A 15527-nucleotide genomic window follows, 5' to 3' on the forward strand; every position below is an offset into this window, starting at 1 on the left:
CGGTGAGCAGGTGGACGGGGAGTCGGTGGGGGAGCAGCCAGATCAGGGCGCAGGGGCGGGGTCGGACGTCGGGTCGACGGTAGGACCGGACCCGGACGCGGGCGAGGAGAACCGCGAGCGGCGCCGGCGCCTGGCGCAGCGGATGGCCCGTCGCCGCGAGGAGCGTGACGAGCGCTCCGACCGCGGCGACGACGAGGACCGTCTCGGCGAGCGCATCCGCGAGCAGGTCGCCGCACAGTGGGCCCTCGTGCGGGCCGAGCGCCGGATGGTGGGCGGCAGCGCGCCCCTGCCGCTGCAGGCCGGCCGGTCGAACTTCGCCCGCGCCCAGGTGCCGTGGGGCGTCGACCTCGCGGCCGCCTGGGCGTGGCGCTTCCTCGTCATCGCCGCCGCCGGCGCCGTGCTGCTGTGGGCCTTCTGGCACGTCCGCGTCGTCACGCTGCCGCTGCTGATCGCCCTGCTCGTCGCCTCGCTGGGCAGCCCCGTCGTGCGGTGGGGCCGCAAGGCGCGCGTGCCCCCGGCGCTCTCGGCGGCGGTGGTCGTGCTCGGCGGTCTCGGCTTCGTCGCGCTGCTGATCACCTTCGTCAGCCAGCAGATCGCCGACGGCGTCTCCGACCTCGCCGACAAGGTCGTCGTCGGTCTCGGCGAGGTGCGCGTGTGGCTCAAGGACGGGCCGCTCAACGCCAGCGACAGCCAGATCGACGGCTACATCAAGCAGGCCCAGCAGTTCATCACCGACCAGGGCCAGAGCGGCGACGTGGTGCGCCAGGTGACCGAGGTCGGCACGACGCTGACCCACATCGTCGCGGGTTTCTTCATCGTGCTGTTCGCGTCCTTCTTCTTCCTCGCCGACGGTCCCCGGATCTGGTCGTGGTGCGTGCGCCTCGCGCCCCGCGCCGCGCGCGAGCGGCTCGACTCGTCGGGGCGCGTCGCCTGGGTCTCGCTGACGCAGTTCATGCGCGCGACCGTGATCGTGGCGCTGGCCGACGCCATCGGCATCATGATCGTGGCCAAGATCCTCGACGTGCCCCTGGTCGCCGCGATCGGCGTGCTCGTCTTCATCGGCGCGTTCGTGCCGATGATCGGCGCGACCATCGCCGGCTCCGCGGCGGTGCTCGTCGCCCTGGTGGCGCAGGGCCCGCTGACGGCGCTGCTGATGCTCGGCGGTGTCATCCTCGTGCAGCAGATCGAGGGCCACATCCTGCAGCCCTTCCTGATGGGCCGTTTCGTCTCGGTGCACCCGCTCGGCGTGATCGTCGCGATCGGCATCGGCGTGCTCGTGGCCGGCGTCGCCGGCGCCCTGATCGCGGTGCCGCTGGCCGCCGCGGTCAATGCGGTGGTCCTGCACCTCGCCGACGAGGCGCGCGAGCGCGAGGAGGCCCGGGCCCGCGGCGACGCCGACCCGCCTGCCGACTACGACGAGTTCGAGGACGACCCCGGGTCGTTCGGCGACTTCGAGGCGCTCGAGGAGACGCCGCGACGCCCCTCCCCGGAGCGCCCGGGCCCGGCCTCCGGTCCGGCGACGGGTGGTGCCCCGGCGTGAGCGTGCAGCTGGCCGACGTGCGGGAGGCGTACGCGATGCTCTCCGGCGTCGTGACGCGCACCCCGCTGGAGGAGTCGCGCTGGCTCGCCGGCCTCGTCGGCGGCCCGGTCTGGCTGAAGGCCGAGAACCTGCAGCGGACCGGGTCGTTCAAGATCCGCGGGGCGTACGCGCGGATGGCGCGCCTCTCCGCCGCCGAGCGCGAGGCCGGCGTGGTGGCCGCCTCGGCCGGCAACCACGCGCAGGGCGTCGCGCTGGCCGCCCAGCTGCTGGGGATCCGCGCCTGCGTGTTCATGCCCGAGGGAGCGCCGATCCCGAAGGAGAAGGCGACCCGCGGCTACGGCGCGGAGGTCGTGTTCGCCGGGCGCTACGTCGACGACGCGCTGGTCGCGGCGCGGGAGTACGCGGAGCGCACCGGCGCCGTGCTGATCCACCCGTTCGACCACCCCGACGTCGTGGCCGGTCAGGGCACCTGCGGGCTGGAGATCCTGGAGCAGCTGCCCGGGGCCGCCACGGTGCTGGTCCCCACGGGCGGGGGCGGGCTCGTCGCGGGCATCGGCATCGCGATCAAGGCGGAGCGACCCGACGTGCGGGTCGTCGGGGTGCAGGCCGAGGGCGCCGCCGCCTTCCCGGCGTCACTGCGGGCGGGCAGCCCCCGGGCGCTCGAGACCATGACCACGATGGCGGACGGGATCGCCGTCGGCTGCCCGGGCGCGGTGCCGTTCGCGGCCGTGACCGAGCACGTCGACGAGGTGCTCACCGTCTCGGAGGAGTCGATCTCGCGCGCGCTCGTCGGCCTGCTCGAGCGGGCCAAGATGGTCGTCGAGCCGGCGGGTGCGGCCGGTGTCGCCGCGCTGCTGGAGCACCCGGGCGCGGTGAGCACCCCGGCCGTCGCCGTGCTCTCGGGCGGCAACATCGACCCGCTCCTGATGGGTCGGATGATCCGGCACGGCATGGCCGCCGCCGGTCGCTACCTGTTCCTGCGCGTGACCGTCACGGACTCGCCCGGCGGGCTCGCCGAGCTGCTCGCCGAGCTGGCCGCGGCGGGGGCCAACGTCCTGGACGTGGCCCACGAGCGCACCTCCCCGTCGCTGCACGTCGACGAGGTGCTGGTGCGCATCCAGCTCGAGACGCGTGGGCCCACGCACGCCGAGGCCCTGCTCGCCAGGTTGCGCGAGCAGGGCCGTCGGGTGGAGCTGGGCTGAGGCGGAGCCGTCAGCCGGTGTACGGCACGGCGTCGAGGATCTGCACCTCGAGCGTCTTGCCGTTGGGGGCCTCGTAGCTGACGGTGTCGCCGCGCTTCGAGCCGATGATGGCCGAGCCCAGCGGCGACTGCGGGGAGTAGACGGTGAGGTTCTCCGGCTCGATCTCCCGCGCGCCGAGGAGGAACTTCTCCGCCTCGTCGTCGTCGTCACCGACGAACTTGTAGGTCACGAGCATGCCGGGCTCGACGATGCCGTCGTCCGCGGGCGTCTCGCCGACCTGAGCCTTCTGCAGCATGTCCTCGAGCTGGCGGATGCGGCCCTCGAGCTTGCCCTGCTCCTCGCGGGCGGCGTGGTAGCCGCCGTTCTCCTTGAGGTCGCCCTCGTCGCGGGCGGCGGCGATGCGGTCCACGACCTCCTGGCGGGCGGGCCCCTTCAGGTGCTCCAGCTCGGCCACCAGCTTCTCGTGGGCGTCCGCCGTCAGCCAGATGACATCGGTGTCGCTGGACTGCGTCATGTACCTCTCCTAGCAGCAAGGCCGGGCGGCGTTGGGCCCACCCGGCCGATCGTCGTAGTGCGAAGCCCCGCCGGGTCCGGACGTTGGCGTCCGATCACGACGGGGCAGGGACAGAACGGCCAGTGTAGCCCGTGGGCCTCAGGACGCCAGGGGCTCAGCGGGGGCGGCGCTGGTCCGGGGTCGTGCAGCCGACCAGGTCGACGGCCGTGGCCTCGGAGGTGGTGCGGAAGGTGGTCGTGATCCGCCCGCCGTCGGCGTCACCGGCGTCGGTCGGCACCACCACGACCGCGGACCCGACCGCGGCCTTGTTGCGGTTGAGGGCCTCCACCCGGCACTGCGCGACGACGCCCTCGTCGAGGGAGACGTCGAAGCTGACCTCGACCTGCTCGGCGTCCAGGACCTCCCAGCTGACGAGCTGCGAGGTCGCCTGGGGCGATCCGTGGAACCACGCGGTCCAGACGAGCCAGCCGCCGGCCAGCACCGCGACGACCGCGGAGGCCACAACCACGGCGCGACGTCGACCCGGGCGCGCGAGGCCGTAGCGGTCGGCGAGATCGGGTGCGGTGCGGCCACGGGTCACCCGGCCATGGTGTCATCCGTCCGCCACCTAGGATGAGGCGCATGCCCGACCTCGCCGGACTGCGTCTCCTGCACGTGCACGCCCACCCCGACGACGAGTCGAGCAAGGGGGCCGCGTCGACCGCCCGCTACGTCGCCCAGGGCGTCGACGTCCACGTCGTCACCTGCACCGGTGGCGAGCGCGGGTCGGTGCTCAACCCGCGCATGGACCGTCCCGAGGTGTGGGCGGACATCAGCTCGATCCGGCGCGCCGAGATGGACGCCGCCCGGGAGATCCTCGGGATCACCCAGCACTGGCTCGGCTTCGTCGACTCGGGCTGGCCCGAGGGCGACCCGAAGCCGCCGCTGCCCGAGGGCTGCTTCGGCCTCGTGCCGCTCGACGACGCGGTGGAGCGGCTGGTGCGGCTCGTGCGCGAGATCAAGCCGCACGTGATGACGACCTACGACGAGCGCGGCGGCTACCCGCACCCCGACCACATCCGCTGCCACGAGGTCTCCGTCGCGGCGTTCGAGGCCGCGGGCGACCCGGAGCGCTTCCCGGAGGCGGGGGAGGCGTGGCAGGTGGACAAGCTGTACTACCACCACACGTTCAACCGTCCGCGCACCGAGGCGCTGCACAGCGAGATGGTCAAGCGCGGCCTCGACTCGCCCTACGCGGAGCGGCTCGCCTCCTGGAAGCCCGAGCCCGAGTGGGACGCGCGGATCACCACCCGCGTGGAGTGCGCGGAGTACTTCGGCGTGCGCGACCAGGCCCTGCTGGCGCACGCGACGCAGATCGACCCGGACGGCGCGTGGTTCGCCGTGCCGCTCGAGGTCTCCCAGGACGCCTGGCCCACCGAGGACTACGAGCTGGTCGTCTCCCACGTCCCGACCGAGGTGCCCGAGAGCGACCTGTTCGCCGGTGTCATCATGGACCGGTGACCACCGCCCTGTCCGACCTGAACCACCTGCTCGACGCGCTCCAGCCGCTGCTCGTCCTCGCCGCCGACCGCGAGGAGGGCCCCGAGCCGGAGGACGTCAAGGCGGGGTGGACCGGGTTCGCCGTCTTCCTCGGGCTGATCGTGGCCACCGGCCTGCTCCTGTGGAGCATGACGCGGCACGTGCGCAACGTGCGCCGCGACCAGGACGCCGAGCAGGACCACGGGCCCGACCTCGACGACCTCGACGAGGGTGGCGACCGCGGTGACCGCGGCACGCCCGGCGTCCGCGACGTCTAGGCCGGTCCGTCGCGCAGGACGCGCTTGAGCAGCTTGCCCGACGCGTTGCGCGGCAGTGTGCCGACGAGGTGGACCTGCTTCGGGGTCTTGAACCCCGACAACCGCTCCCGGGCGTGGGCGACGAGCGCCTCGGGCGTGACCGCGGCGCCGTCGCGCAGCACGACGTACGCCGTCACCGCCTCGATCCAGCGCTCGTCCGGCGTCCCGACGACCGCGACCTCCGCGACGTCGGGGTGCGTGTAGAGCGCGTCCTCCACCTCGCGGGAGGCGACCAGCACGCCCCCGGTGTTGATCACGTCCTTGATCCGGTCGACGACCGTGAGGTAGCCGGCCGCGTCCACGGTGACGAGGTCACCGGAGTGGAACCACCCGTCGCGGAAGGCCTCGGCCGTCGACGTCGGGTCGTCCCAGTAGCCCTCGCACAGCTGCGGCGAGCGGTAGACGACCTCGCCCTGCTCGCCGGCGGGCACGGGCGCGCCGTCGCCGTCGAGGACCGCCAGCTCGACGTTGAGCACGGCCCGGCCGCACGAGTCCGGACGCTCGGCGTGCTCCTCGGGTCGCAGCACGGTGGCCAGCGGGCCGATCTCGGACTGGCCGAAGCAGTTGTAGAACCCGAGGCCGGGCAGCTGCCGCTGCAGGCGCTCGAGGACCGGCACGGGCATGATCGAGGCGCCGTAGAACGCCTTGCGCAGCGACGACAGGTCGCGCGTGGCGAGGTCGGGGTGCCCCGCCAGCGGCACCCAGACGGTGGGCGCGAGGAAGAGCGAGCCGAGACCGCGCTCCTCGACGAGGCGCAGCAGCGTCGGCACGTCCGGCGTCTCCACGAGGTGGTTCGTCGCGCCGACGGCCAGGGAGGGCAGCAGGAAGACGTGCATCTGCGCCGAGTGGTAGAGCGGCATCGGGTGCAGCGGGTCGTCGTCGGGGCCGAGGTCGAGAGCGGTGATCGCGGAGACGTACTCGGCCAGCAGCGCGCGGTGCGTCATCATCGCGCCCTTGGGCCGCGAGGTCGTGCCGGAGGTGTAGAGCAGCTGGACCAGCTCGTCCTCGGCGACCGGCGCCTCGCCGGCGGGCAGCACCGGCGCGTCGGCGTCGGCGCCGGGGTCGGTGGCCAGCGCCAGGAGGGTGTCGTCGGCGTCGCGCAGCGCGAGCACGAGGTCGACCGAAAGGTCTTCGAGCACCGCGTCGAGGTCCGCTCGCAGGGCGGGGTCGACGAGCACGGCCCGCGCCCCGGACTGCCCGAGCAGGTACGCCAGCTCCTCGCCCTTGAGCGCGTAGTTCACCGGCACGTGCACCAGGCCGGCGCGGGCGCAGGCCAGGTAGCCGACGAGGTACGCGTCGGAGTTGGTGCCGTACGCCGCCACCCGGTCGCCGCGGTCGAGGCCGCGCTCGCGCAGCCCGCGGGCCGCGTGGGTGACGGCCCGGTCGAGCTGGGCGTAGGTCCAGGTGCGGGGATCGTCGGCACCGAACACCAGCGCGGTGCGGTCGGGCGTACGCGCGGCGCTGCGGCGCAGCACCCCGTCGACGGTGTGGGCTCGGGCGGCGGCTGTGGTCGTCGTCACGCCGCCATCATGCCGCCGCGCCCCCAGGTCAACCCTTGAGCAGCTGCCGGGCCATCACGAGCCGCTGGACCTGGTTGGTGCCCTCGTAGATCTGGGTGATCTTCGCGTCGCGCATCATCCGCTCGACGGGGAAGTCGCTCGTGTAGCCGTAGCCGCCGAGCAGCTGCACCGCGTCGGTCGTCACCTTCATCGCCACGTCGGAGGCGAAGCACTTCGCGGCGGCGCCGAAGAACGACAGGTCGGGGTCGTCGCGCTCCGACTTCGCGGCGGCGACGTAGACCATCTGGCGCGCGGCCTCCAGCTGCATGGCCATGTCCGCGAGCATGAACTGGATGCCCTGGAAGTCGGCGACGTGCTTGCCGAACTGGCGTCGCTCCTTGACGTAGCCGACGGCGAAGTCGAGGGCGCCCTGCGCGACGCCGACCGCCTGGGCGCCGATGGTGACCCGGGTGTGGTCGAGGGTGCGCAGCGCGAGCTGCAGGCCCGTGCCGGGCTCGCCGATCATCCGGTCGGCCGGGATGCGCACGTCCTCGAACAGCAGCTCCCGCGTCGGGGAGCCCTTGATGCCGAGCTTCTTCTCCGGCTCGCCGAAGGTGAAGCCCTCGTCGGAGCGCTCGACGACGAACGCGCTGATGCCCTTGCCGCGCGGGGCGTCGGGGTCCGTCACCGCGAGCACGGTGTAGAGCTCGGACTCGCCCGCGTTGGTGATCCACGACTTCTGGCCGTTCAGCACGTACGTGTCGCCGTCCGCCGTCGCACGGGTGCGCATCGAGGCGGTGTCGGAGCCCGCGTCGCGCTCGGACAGGCCGTAGGAGAACAGGGCCTCGCCGCGCGCCAGCGGCGGCAGGTAGCGCTGCTTGAGCTCCTCGGAGCCCGCCAGCAGCAGCGGCATCGAGCCCAGCTTGTTCACCGCGGGGATCAGCGAGGACGAGACGCAGGCGCGGGCGACCTCCTCGATCACGATGCAGGTGGCGAGCGCGTCGGCGCCGACCCCGTCGTAGGCCTCCGGCACGTGGGGGGCGTGGAAGTCGGCGGCGACCAGCGCCTCGTGGGCCTCGCGGGGGAAACGGGCGTCGGCGTCGACCTCGGCCGCGTACGGCGCGACCTTGGCCTCGACGACGTCGCGCACGGCGGCACGCAGGTCGTCGTGGTCCTCGCTGGTGCGGAACAGGTCGAAGTCGCCGGTCCCGGACATCGCGGCGCTCACTTGTCGTAGGTGTAGAAGCCGCGTCCGGTCTTGCGGCCCAGCAGGCCCGCCTCGACCATCCGGGCGAGCAGCGGCGGCGGTGCGTACAGCTGCTCCTTGAACTCCTCGTAGAGCGACTCGGCCACGGCCTTCGTCGTGTCGAGGCCGATGAGGTCGGCGAGCGCGAGCGGACCCTGGGGGTGCGCGGCGCCGAGGACCAGGCCACGGTCGATGTCCTCCGCGGTCGCGAAGCCGGACTCGAACATGCGGATCGCCGAGAGCACGAAGGGGATCAGCAGCGCGTTGACCACGAAACCGGCGCGGTCCTGGCACAGGATCGGGTCCTTGCCGAGGCTGGTGGCGAACTCCCGCGAGCGCTGGGTGGTCTCGTCGTCGGTGAGGAGGCTGGGGACGAGCTCGACCAGCTTGAGGACGGGCACGGGGTTGAAGAAGTGGATGCCGAGCACGTGCGTCGGGCGGCTCGTGACCACCGCGAGCTTCATGATCGGGATCGAGGACGTGTTGGAGGCGAGGATCGCGTCGGGGGAGGTGACGATGCGGTCGAGGTCGCGGAACAGGGCGGTCTTGGTCTCCTCGTCCTCCACGATCGCCTCGACGACCAGGTCGCGGTCGGCGAGGTCCTCGAGGTCGGAGGTCACCCGGATCCGGTCGAGCACGTCCGCGGCGCTGTCGATCTTGCCCTTGGCCTCGGCGCGCTGCAGGGACGCGGTGATGCGGCTGCGGCCGGCGTCCGCGCGCTCCGGGCTCGACTCGACCACGACGACGTCGTAGGACGAGCGTGCCGCGACCTCGGCGATGCCGGCGCCCATCAGACCGCAGCCGACGACGCCGACCCTCCGGACCTGCGGGTGGGTGTGGTCGTTCATGGTGCCTCCTCACGAGTTGGTATCCAGTACCGTATCGCGGGTACTGCGTTCTCGTTCTCCTAGGATGTCGCCCATGCCGGACCCCCGGTCCTCCACCTCGCCCGCGTCGCGCGCCGCGGGCTCCGTGCGCACGCGTCTGCAGCGCGCGGCCCTGGACCTGTTCGACGAGAAGGGCTACGACGGCACGACCGTCGACGAGATCGCCGAGCGCGCCGGCGTCGGGCGCACCACCTTCTTCCGGGCCTTCCGGTCGAAGGAGGACGTCATCTTCCCGCACCACGACGAGCTGCTCGAGCAGGTGCGTACCCGCCTCGCCACCTCGCCGGCGACCGAGGCCAACGGCCTGGTCGCCGTGTTCGAGGCCACCAGCCTGGTGCTGCGCCACTACGTCGATGAGGGCGACCTGGCGGTGCGCCGCTACCACCTGACCCGCACGGTCCCGAGCCTGCGCGACCGCGAGGTCGCCGGCCTGCGGCAGTACCAGCACGCGTTCTGGGACCACATCCGCACCTGGATGCCGGACGACCTGCAGGCCAAGCTGATGGCGGCCTGCGTGACGACCGCCCACAACACCGTCCTGCGCCAGTGGCTGCGCGGCGAGGTCGCCGACCCGTGGGCGACGTTCAACCGGGCGATGGCCCAGGTGCGCGAGCTGTTCGAGGTCCGGGGCGGCGCCGACGGCGCCACCGTGGTCGTGCTCGACGGCGCCGGTGCCGACCCCGCCCAGGTGGGCGCCGCGGTCGAGCGGGCCCTGCGCGCCCGCGCCTGAGCCTCAGGGTCGGGGCGGCAGGCCGGTCCCGACCGCGCCGGCCTCCGGTGTCGTTGCGGTCGCGGCCGACGTCGCGTCACCCGTCACGCGGCCGCGGCGACGGCGTCGCACCAGCGCGGCCACGGGCAGCGCCAGCAGCAGGGCGAGGCCGACCCAGGGGAGCAGCACGCCGGCCACCACGGCCACGCCGCCGCCGAAGGACGCGAGCGCGTCCCAGCCGTCGGTCAGCCCGGCGAGGAACCCGTCGTCGTCCGTCGTCTGCTCCTCGGTGTCGTCGTCGGTGCGCTCGAGGTAGACGGTGAGGGTGGAGTACGCCGTCGCGTCCTGCAGGTAGGCCAGCTGGGCGCTCAGTCCGTCCAGCTCCGACTGGCGCCGGGTGAGCTCCGCCTCGATGGACACGATCTCGGCCAGGTCCTCGGCCTCCCCGAGCAGGGCCTCGATGCGGGTCAGGCTCGCCTGCTGGGCCCGCACACGCGCCTCGGTGTCGACGACCTGCGTGGTCACGTCGTCGAGGGAGCGCGACGCCGAGACGACCTCGGCCACCCCCTCGAGCGCGGTCATGGTCTCGTCGAAGACGGCGCTGGGCACGCGCAGCTCGAGACGGCTGCCGTCCGCCTCGCCGTCGGCGTCGGTGGTGGTCTCCTCACCGACGACCTGACCGCCCGCCTCGTCGGCGACGCGCTGCACGTCGCGGCGGGCCTCGGCGACGTCGTCGGCCTCGAGGTCGACGGTGCCCGTGGCGATGATGGCCGGCTCGCGCGGCGCGTCGGCGCCCGGCGCCCGCTCGGTCCCGTCCGCACCGGAGTCGGCGCCGGAGTCGGCGCCGTCCGCCGCGTCGTCGCCCGGGCCCTGGCTCGGCGCGGCGGGCGCCTCCTGCGGAGGTGCGGCCCCGCTCTCGGTGCCGGCGCCGCGGTCGGCCTGCGAGGAGCCGCCCGCGTCGTCGGACGTGGAGCGCGAGTCGTCACCCGCGGAGCACGCCCCGAGCAGGACGGCGGCGGCGAGGACCGGGACGAGGGCGGCGCGGCGGGCGCGGCGGGCGCGGCGGGGCGGGCGGGGTGCGCGGGCGGCGGCCCGCGGCGACGGGAGCGAGGAGGCGTTCATGGGGGTGGGACGGCCGCTCCCGCGATCCGGTTCCGTCGGCCGCGCCCGCCGGTCGCCCGCGGGGCGCGCCGTGGCACGCTGGGGCCATGGCACGGGTGGTCGTGGTCGGCGGCGGGATCGCAGGACTGGCGGCGGCGCACCGTCTCGCCGCTCGCGAGGACGGCACCGAGGTCGTGCTCCTGGAGGCCGACGACCGGGTCGGCGGCAAGCTGCGACACGCCGAGGTCGCCGGGGTCACCGTCGACGTGGGGGCCGAGGCGATGCTGGCGCGGCGGCCCGAAGGCGTCGACCTCGCCCGGGCCGTCGGTCTCGACGTGGTCCACCCGGCGCTGGCGTCGTCGCGGATCTGGACCCGCGGAGCCCTGCGCCCCCTGCCGCGCAGCCTGATGGGCGTACCCCTCGACCTCGAGCAGCTCGAGGCCGCCGGCATCCTCACGCCCGACGAGCTGGCGCGCGTGCGCGCCGAGGCGACGCTGGGCGCTGAGGCGGTCGAGACGGGGGAGGACATCACCGTCGGCGACCTCGTCGACCGTCGGCTCGGGCCCGCGGTCACGGACCTCCTCGTCGAGCCGCTGCTGGGCGGGGTGTACGCCGGGCACGCGCGGCTGCTGTCCGCCCGGGCGGCCGTGCCGCAGCTGCTGGCGTTCGCCGCCCGCGGATCGCTGCTGGAGCAGGCCGCCGCCATCCCCACCACCTACGACCGGCCCGTGTTCGCGGGCCTCGAGGGCGGCATGGCGCTCCTGCCGGCGGCGCTGCAGGCGGACCTCGTCGCCCGGGGCGTACGCGTGGTGACCGGGACCGCGGCGCGGACGCTGCACCACGACGCGGGCGGCGGCTTCGTCGTGGGCACCGACGCGGGGACGGAGCCCGCCGACGCCGTGGTGGTCGCGCTGCCGCCGGCGGCCGCGGGCCGCCTGCTCGAGGCCGTCGCGCCCACGGTGGCCCGCGAGCTGGCCGCGGTGGTCACCGCGTCGGTCGCGGTGGTGACCTTCGCCTTCGACGCCGACGACGTCGGCGCCGCGGGCCTGGAGGGCTCCGGGTTCCTCGTGCCCCCCGTCGAGGAGCGGCGGATCAAGGCGTCGACGTTCTCCTACGCCAAGTGGGACTGGGTCGGGGCCGCCGGCGCCGCCGCCCCCGTGGGGCCGGTCGCGCTGCTGCGGACCTCGCTGGGCCGGGCCGGCGACGGCGCCCTCGAGCGGGACGACGCGAGCCTGGTCGCGGACTCGCGCCACGACCTGGCCGCGGCCGTCGGGCTGCGCGCCGAGCCGCGCGGCGTGCACGTCCAGCGCTGGCCCGACGGGCTGCCGCAGTACGGACTCGGCCACCTCGACCGGGTCCGGCGGATCCGCAGCGGCCTGGCCCGGGTGCCCGGCCTGGCGGTCGCGGGCGCGGCCTACGACGGCGTGGGCGTGCCGGCTGTGATCGGTTCCTCGTACACGGCCGTCGAGAGCGTGGCCCCGGTGCTGGACAATGGGGCCCATGAGCGCCGAGGTTGAGACGACGACGTCCCCCGCCGACCAGGGCACCGAGCAGGGCAACGACCCGCAGGCCCACCTCAAGACCAACGCGGCGAAGCTGCGCGAGATCAACGAGACGGCCCGCTACACCATGTGGTCGGTCTTCCGGCTCGCGACGGTGCTGGGCCCCGACGCCAAGCGGCGCCGCGAGGCCAAGGAGGTCGAGAAGCTGTTCGCCGACCTGGCCGGCGACGACGTCGTGGTGCGCGGTGTCTACGACGTCTCCGGCCTGCGCGCCGACGCGGACGTGATGGTCTGGTGGCACGCCGAGACCTCCGAGAAGCTGCAGGCGGCGTACAACCGCTTCCGCCGCACCGCTTTCGGCGCCCGCCTCGAGCCCGTCTGGTCGCAGCTGGCGCTGCACCGTCCCGCGGAGTTCAACCGCAGCCACGTGCCCGCGTTCCTCGCGGACGAGACGGTGCGCCAGCACGTGTGCGTCTACCCGTTCGTGCGCTCGTACGAGTGGTACCTGCTGCCCGACGAGGAGCGCCGCGCCCTGCTGGTCGAGCACGGCAAGATGGCGCGGCCCTACCCGGACGTGCGCGCCAACACCGTCAGCTCGTTCGCGCTCGGCGACTACGAGTGGATCCTCGCCTTCGAGGCCGACGACCTCGGGCGCATCGTGGACCTCATGCGCGAGCTGCGCGCCTCGGGCGCGCGGCGCCACGTGCGCGAGGAGGTGCCGTTCTACACCGGCGCGCTGACCCCCGTGCGCGAGCTCCTCGACCGCCTGCCCTGAGCCCGGAGGAGCCGTTCGGCCGGGCGCCCCGTCGGAGCACCATGACCCCGACGCGACACCCCGCCCCCGCCCCCGCGCCCTCGCCCTGCCGGCGCCCGCGGCCGAGCCCTGGGACGAGGCGAGGGCGACCGCGGTGGTGCGTGAGGTCGGTCGGCTCCCCGGCCACGTCGGATCCGGAGCGGTCGACGGTCAGGGCGTGGTGCACGTGGTCTTCGACGACGGGACGCTCCAGGACCGGGTCGACGCCGAGCACGGGCCCGGTCACGTCGCGGTGGTCTCGGCGCTGCGGCCCGTCGGTCCCACGATGTGAACACGGTGGAGCCACCAGGTCGAGCGGACTGGTAGGAATTGGTCCGTGCCCCAGACGTGTCGTTGTTGTCGCTGTCGCTGAACGCGACGCCCTCGACGACCCCACACGTCCGCCGACCTCGGTCGCGCTCCCGGCTGGTGCCCGGGATCCCCGCGCCGGTCGGCCTCCACCTCAGGAGAACCCGTGCACACCCCTTCCGCCCCCCACGTCCGTGACGGCCTCGCCGTCCTCCCGCTGCTCCAGACGCTCCGCGAGCTCGCCGCGGAGCCCGGCCTCGACCAGCTCGTCGACGTCCACCACCCCGAGCGCCAGTCGCTCGAGCTGACCTCGAGCCCCGACCTGCAGGTCTGGCTGCTGACCTGGCCGCCCGGCCACCGCACCGGCTGGCACGACCACGGCGCCTCGCGCGGCGCGTACACCCTGCTCCTCGGCTCGCTGACCGAGTACACCTGGGAGCTCGGCGACCCGGCCGCCTGGCGCGTCGGTCGCGGCGAGGCGCGGGCGTACGCCGGCGGTCACGTCCACGACGTCCGCAACGAGTCCGACGCGCCGGCGCTGTCGGTGCACGCGTACGCCCCGAAGCTGGTGTCGATGACGCGCTACGTCCCCTCCGGCGGCCGCCTCCAGGTCACCGGGGTCGAGCAGGCGGGAGTCCAGCTGTGAGCACGCTCGCCCTGCCTCGCTACGAGGAGATCTGGTTCGACGGCGTCGACGACATGCTCGCCGAGGCCCGCGCCCGCCTCCAGCGCCTCAGCCCGCGGGCGGCCTACCAGGCCGCGCTGTGGTCGACGGCCGTGCTGGTCGACGTGCGGCCGGAGTCGCAGCGCGCCGCCCAGGGCGACATCGACCCGCGGCTGGGACCGCTGGCCGTCGAGCGGATCGACCTGGAGTGGCTGCTCGACCCGCGCAGCGCCGCCCGGCTGCCGATCGCCTTCTACGACCTGCCGGTCGTGGTGGTCGACGCCGAGGGGACGACGTCGTCGTTGGCGGCTGAGTCGCTGCAGCGGCTCGGGCTGCACGCGGCCACCGACGTCGTCGGCGGGTTCGCGGCCTGGCGACGCCAGGGGATGCCGGTCAGCCCTCCCGCGGCTCGAGCGTGAGCGCGATCGAGTTGATGCAGTAGCGGTCGCCGGTGGGCGTGCCGTAGCCGTCGGGGAACACGTGACCGAGGTGCGAGCCGCAGGTGGCGCAGCGGACCTCGACGCGGCGCATCCCGTGGGAGTTGTCCTCGATGTACTCGACCGTGTCCGTCACGGGCTGGTAGAACGACGGCCAGCCGCAGCCGGAGTGGAACTTCGTGTCCGACTCGAACAACGTCGTCGAGCACGCCTTGCAGCGGTAGACCCCGACGGTCTCCGTGTCGGTGTAGGTGCCCGTGAACGCCCGCTCCGTGCCGGCCTGGCGCAGCACCGCGTACTCGTCCGCCGACAGCTGCGAACGCCACTCGGCGTCCGACTTCTCCACCTCGTAAGCCATGGGTCCCACGGTACTGCCGGCGCACCAGCGCCGCGGTGCGAGCCGGCGCGGCTCAGGGGTCGGAGGTACGCACGCGGTGCAGCAGGTGGGTGCCCTCGAGGCCCTTGAGCGCGGCCTCGCGCGGCTCGGTCAGCCGGGCCCGCAGCGCGGGGTCGACGAGATCGGTGGCCACCGCGTCACTGACCAGCACCTCGCCGCCCCGGGCGAGGCCGGCCACCCGGGCCGCGTACGCCACGTTGCGGCCGAACAGGTCGTTCTCGCGGTGCAGCACGGAGCCCCGGTGGATGCCGATCCGCACCCGGACCCGGGTCTCGGCGCGGCGCCGGCCACGACCCTCGAGCGCCTGCTGCACCGCGCACGCCGCGGCAACGGCGTCGTCGGCGGGACCGAACGCGACCATGAAGCCGTCGCCCTGGGTCTTCACGACCTGACCGCCGCGGGCCTCGACCGCGCGTCGCACCACGCGGTCGTGCCGCGCCAGGAGACGCACCCACGCGCGGTCGCCGAGGCTCTCGTTGAGCGGGGTCGAGCCCTCGATGTCGGAGAAGAGGATGGCCACGCGGCCGTCGCGCGCGGCGAGCCGGACGAGGTCGGGCCGTTCCACCTGGGCCCAGCCGGCGAGCTCCTCCACCGACGAGCGCAGGGCGCCGCCCACACCCTGGTCGCGGACCCGCTCGACGGTCTCCCACACGGCGCGGACCGCCTCGCGCGGCGCCGGCAGGGCCGCGACCAGCTGACCGCCGCGCCCGCGGGGCCGCTGCAGCTCCTCGCGCAGACCGGCCACCTCGACGGCCAGGGCCTGCGCGGCGCGCCGCGCGCGCGACCACAGCACCGCCAGCACGGCCACGGCGACGAGGGCGACGACGAGCAGCACGAGGCCCACCACCAGCAGCGTCTGCGCGGTCGGGTCGGACACGCGCGCATCGTGCCA

18 protein-coding genes are annotated in these 15527 nt (G+C 74.3%); 10 read left to right on the plus strand and 8 right to left on the minus strand.

The genetic code is table 11. The features are described from left to right. The first annotated feature begins 10 nt into the window (after window positions 1-10). The gene (locus RDV89_RS14820; protein ID WP_315734045.1) at window positions 11-1540 is read left to right on the plus strand and encodes an AI-2E family transporter; all 1530 of its coding nucleotides are present in this window, start codon (window positions 11-13) and stop codon (window positions 1538-1540) included. Further along, on the plus strand, window positions 1537-2742 hold the full coding sequence (gene ilvA / locus RDV89_RS14825) for a threonine ammonia-lyase (RefSeq protein ID WP_315734047.1): 1206 nt from the start codon (window positions 1537-1539) through the stop codon (window positions 2740-2742). The genes RDV89_RS14820 and ilvA overlap by 4 nt, the downstream gene beginning before the upstream one ends. 10 nt (window positions 2743-2752) lie before the next feature. On the opposite strand, the gene greA is transcribed toward ilvA, so the two are convergent. Both greA and RDV89_RS14835 read right to left on the minus strand, forming a co-directional pair. Then, the gene (gene greA, locus RDV89_RS14830) at window positions 2753-3256 is read right to left on the minus strand and encodes a transcription elongation factor GreA (RefSeq protein WP_315734049.1); all 504 of its coding nucleotides are present in this window, start codon (window positions 3254-3256) and stop codon (window positions 2753-2755) included. Window positions 3257-3410: 154 nt separating this feature from the next. Then, on the minus strand, window positions 3411-3836 hold the full coding sequence (locus RDV89_RS14835) for a DUF4307 domain-containing protein (protein WP_315734051.1): 426 nt from the start codon (window positions 3834-3836) through the stop codon (window positions 3411-3413). Between the two features lie 41 nt (window positions 3837-3877). Here RDV89_RS14835 and mca point away from each other — a divergent pair, with 41 nt between their 5' ends. After that, entirely contained in the window at window positions 3878-4756 is an 879-nt protein-coding gene (gene mca, locus RDV89_RS14840) for a mycothiol conjugate amidase Mca (RefSeq protein WP_315734053.1), read from the plus strand. Then, complete coding sequence (locus tag RDV89_RS14845; protein WP_315734055.1) at window positions 4753-5052, plus strand: hypothetical protein; 300 nt, start codon at window positions 4753-4755, stop codon at window positions 5050-5052. The genes mca and RDV89_RS14845 overlap by 4 nt, the downstream gene beginning before the upstream one ends. Here the strand turns inward: RDV89_RS14845 and RDV89_RS14850 are convergent. From RDV89_RS14850 to RDV89_RS14860, 3 genes are read right to left on the minus strand one after another with little or no spacing between them, the layout of a single operon-like run. Further along, a complete protein-coding gene (locus tag RDV89_RS14850) occupies window positions 5049-6611 on the minus strand; it encodes a fatty acyl-CoA synthetase (RefSeq protein WP_315734057.1) in 1563 nt (520 codons plus the stop codon). The genes RDV89_RS14845 and RDV89_RS14850 overlap by 4 nt on opposite strands. A gap of 28 nt (window positions 6612-6639) precedes the next feature. Continuing rightward, window positions 6640-7806: an acyl-CoA dehydrogenase family protein gene (locus RDV89_RS14855; RefSeq protein WP_315734260.1), complete on the minus strand. Its 1167-nt coding sequence runs from the start codon at window positions 7804-7806 to the stop codon at window positions 6640-6642. A gap of 8 nt (window positions 7807-7814) precedes the next feature. Further along, a complete protein-coding gene (locus RDV89_RS14860; protein WP_315734059.1) occupies window positions 7815-8684 on the minus strand; it encodes a 3-hydroxybutyryl-CoA dehydrogenase in 870 nt (289 codons plus the stop codon). Between the two features lie 73 nt (window positions 8685-8757). Between RDV89_RS14860 and RDV89_RS14865 the strand changes: the two genes are divergently transcribed. Next, window positions 8758-9453 (plus strand): TetR/AcrR family transcriptional regulator, encoded by a 696-nt coding sequence (locus tag RDV89_RS14865; RefSeq protein WP_315734061.1) that lies wholly within the window; start codon window positions 8758-8760, stop codon window positions 9451-9453. A gap of 3 nt (window positions 9454-9456) precedes the next feature. Here RDV89_RS14865 and RDV89_RS14870 read toward each other — a convergent pair whose 3' ends face one another. Continuing rightward, the gene (locus RDV89_RS14870; protein ID WP_315734062.1) at window positions 9457-10554 is read right to left on the minus strand and encodes a DUF4349 domain-containing protein; all 1098 of its coding nucleotides are present in this window, start codon (window positions 10552-10554) and stop codon (window positions 9457-9459) included. A gap of 86 nt (window positions 10555-10640) precedes the next feature. Between RDV89_RS14870 and hemG the strand changes: the two genes are divergently transcribed. From hemG to RDV89_RS14895, 5 genes are all read left to right on the plus strand, one after another. Beyond that, complete coding sequence (gene hemG, locus RDV89_RS14875; protein WP_315734064.1) at window positions 10641-12050, plus strand: protoporphyrinogen oxidase; 1410 nt, start codon at window positions 10641-10643, stop codon at window positions 12048-12050. After that, window positions 12034-12810 carry a hydrogen peroxide-dependent heme synthase gene (gene hemQ, locus RDV89_RS14880; protein ID WP_315734066.1) on the plus strand — a complete coding sequence of 259 codons (777 nt, stop codon included), beginning with the start codon at window positions 12034-12036 and terminating at the stop codon, window positions 12808-12810. The genes hemG and hemQ overlap by 17 nt, the downstream gene beginning before the upstream one ends. Before the next feature lie 133 nt (window positions 12811-12943). After that, window positions 12944-13120 carry a hypothetical protein gene (locus RDV89_RS14885; protein ID WP_315734068.1) on the plus strand — a complete coding sequence of 59 codons (177 nt, stop codon included), beginning with the start codon at window positions 12944-12946 and terminating at the stop codon, window positions 13118-13120. A 183-nt stretch (window positions 13121-13303) separates the two neighbouring features. Continuing rightward, window positions 13304-13783, plus strand: coding sequence for a cysteine dioxygenase (locus RDV89_RS14890; RefSeq protein WP_315734070.1), 480 nt, complete (start codon window positions 13304-13306; stop codon window positions 13781-13783). Continuing rightward, a complete protein-coding gene (locus RDV89_RS14895) occupies window positions 13780-14220 on the plus strand; it encodes a rhodanese-like domain-containing protein (protein ID WP_315734072.1) in 441 nt (146 codons plus the stop codon). The genes RDV89_RS14890 and RDV89_RS14895 overlap by 4 nt, the downstream gene beginning before the upstream one ends. Here the strand turns inward: RDV89_RS14895 and msrB are convergent. Together msrB and RDV89_RS14905 are read right to left on the minus strand one after the other, a co-directional pair. Then, window positions 14195-14596: a peptide-methionine (R)-S-oxide reductase MsrB gene (msrB, locus tag RDV89_RS14900; protein WP_315734074.1), complete on the minus strand. Its 402-nt coding sequence runs from the start codon at window positions 14594-14596 to the stop codon at window positions 14195-14197. The two genes, RDV89_RS14895 and msrB, sit on opposite strands and share 26 nt — an antisense overlap. A 52-nt stretch (window positions 14597-14648) precedes the next feature. Then, complete coding sequence (locus tag RDV89_RS14905) at window positions 14649-15512, minus strand: adenylate/guanylate cyclase domain-containing protein (protein ID WP_315734076.1); 864 nt, start codon at window positions 15510-15512, stop codon at window positions 14649-14651. Window positions 15513-15527: the final 15 nt, after the last annotated feature.

The sequence above is a fragment of the Nocardioides imazamoxiresistens genome (genome assembly GCF_032378595.1).
Taxonomy (GTDB): domain Bacteria; phylum Actinomycetota; class Actinomycetes; order Propionibacteriales; family Nocardioidaceae; genus Nocardioides; species Nocardioides imazamoxiresistens.

Bases quoted from the DNA above. Each gene is read 5' to 3' on its own strand.
- hemQ (WP_315734066.1), top strand. From the start codon at position 12,034: ATGAGCGCCGAGGTTGAGACGACGACGTCCCCCGCCGACCAGGGCACC.
- hemG (WP_315734064.1), top strand. From the start codon at position 10,641: ATGGCACGGGTGGTCGTGGTCGGCGGCGGGATCGCAGGACTGGCGGCG.
- RDV89_RS14860 (WP_315734059.1), bottom strand. From the start codon at position 8,684: ATGAACGACCACACCCACCCGCAGGTCCGGAGGGTCGGCGTCGTCGGC.
- RDV89_RS14865 (WP_315734061.1), top strand. From the start codon at position 8,758: ATGCCGGACCCCCGGTCCTCCACCTCGCCCGCGTCGCGCGCCGCGGGC.
- mca (WP_315734053.1), top strand. From the start codon at position 3,878: ATGCCCGACCTCGCCGGACTGCGTCTCCTGCACGTGCACGCCCACCCC.
- greA (WP_315734049.1), bottom strand. From the start codon at position 3,256: ATGACGCAGTCCAGCGACACCGATGTCATCTGGCTGACGGCGGACGCC.
- RDV89_RS14855 (WP_315734260.1), bottom strand. From the start codon at position 7,806: ATGTCCGGGACCGGCGACTTCGACCTGTTCCGCACCAGCGAGGACCAC.
- RDV89_RS14870 (WP_315734062.1), bottom strand. From the start codon at position 10,554: ATGAACGCCTCCTCGCTCCCGTCGCCGCGGGCCGCCGCCCGCGCACCC.
- msrB (WP_315734074.1), bottom strand. From the start codon at position 14,596: ATGGCTTACGAGGTGGAGAAGTCGGACGCCGAGTGGCGTTCGCAGCTG.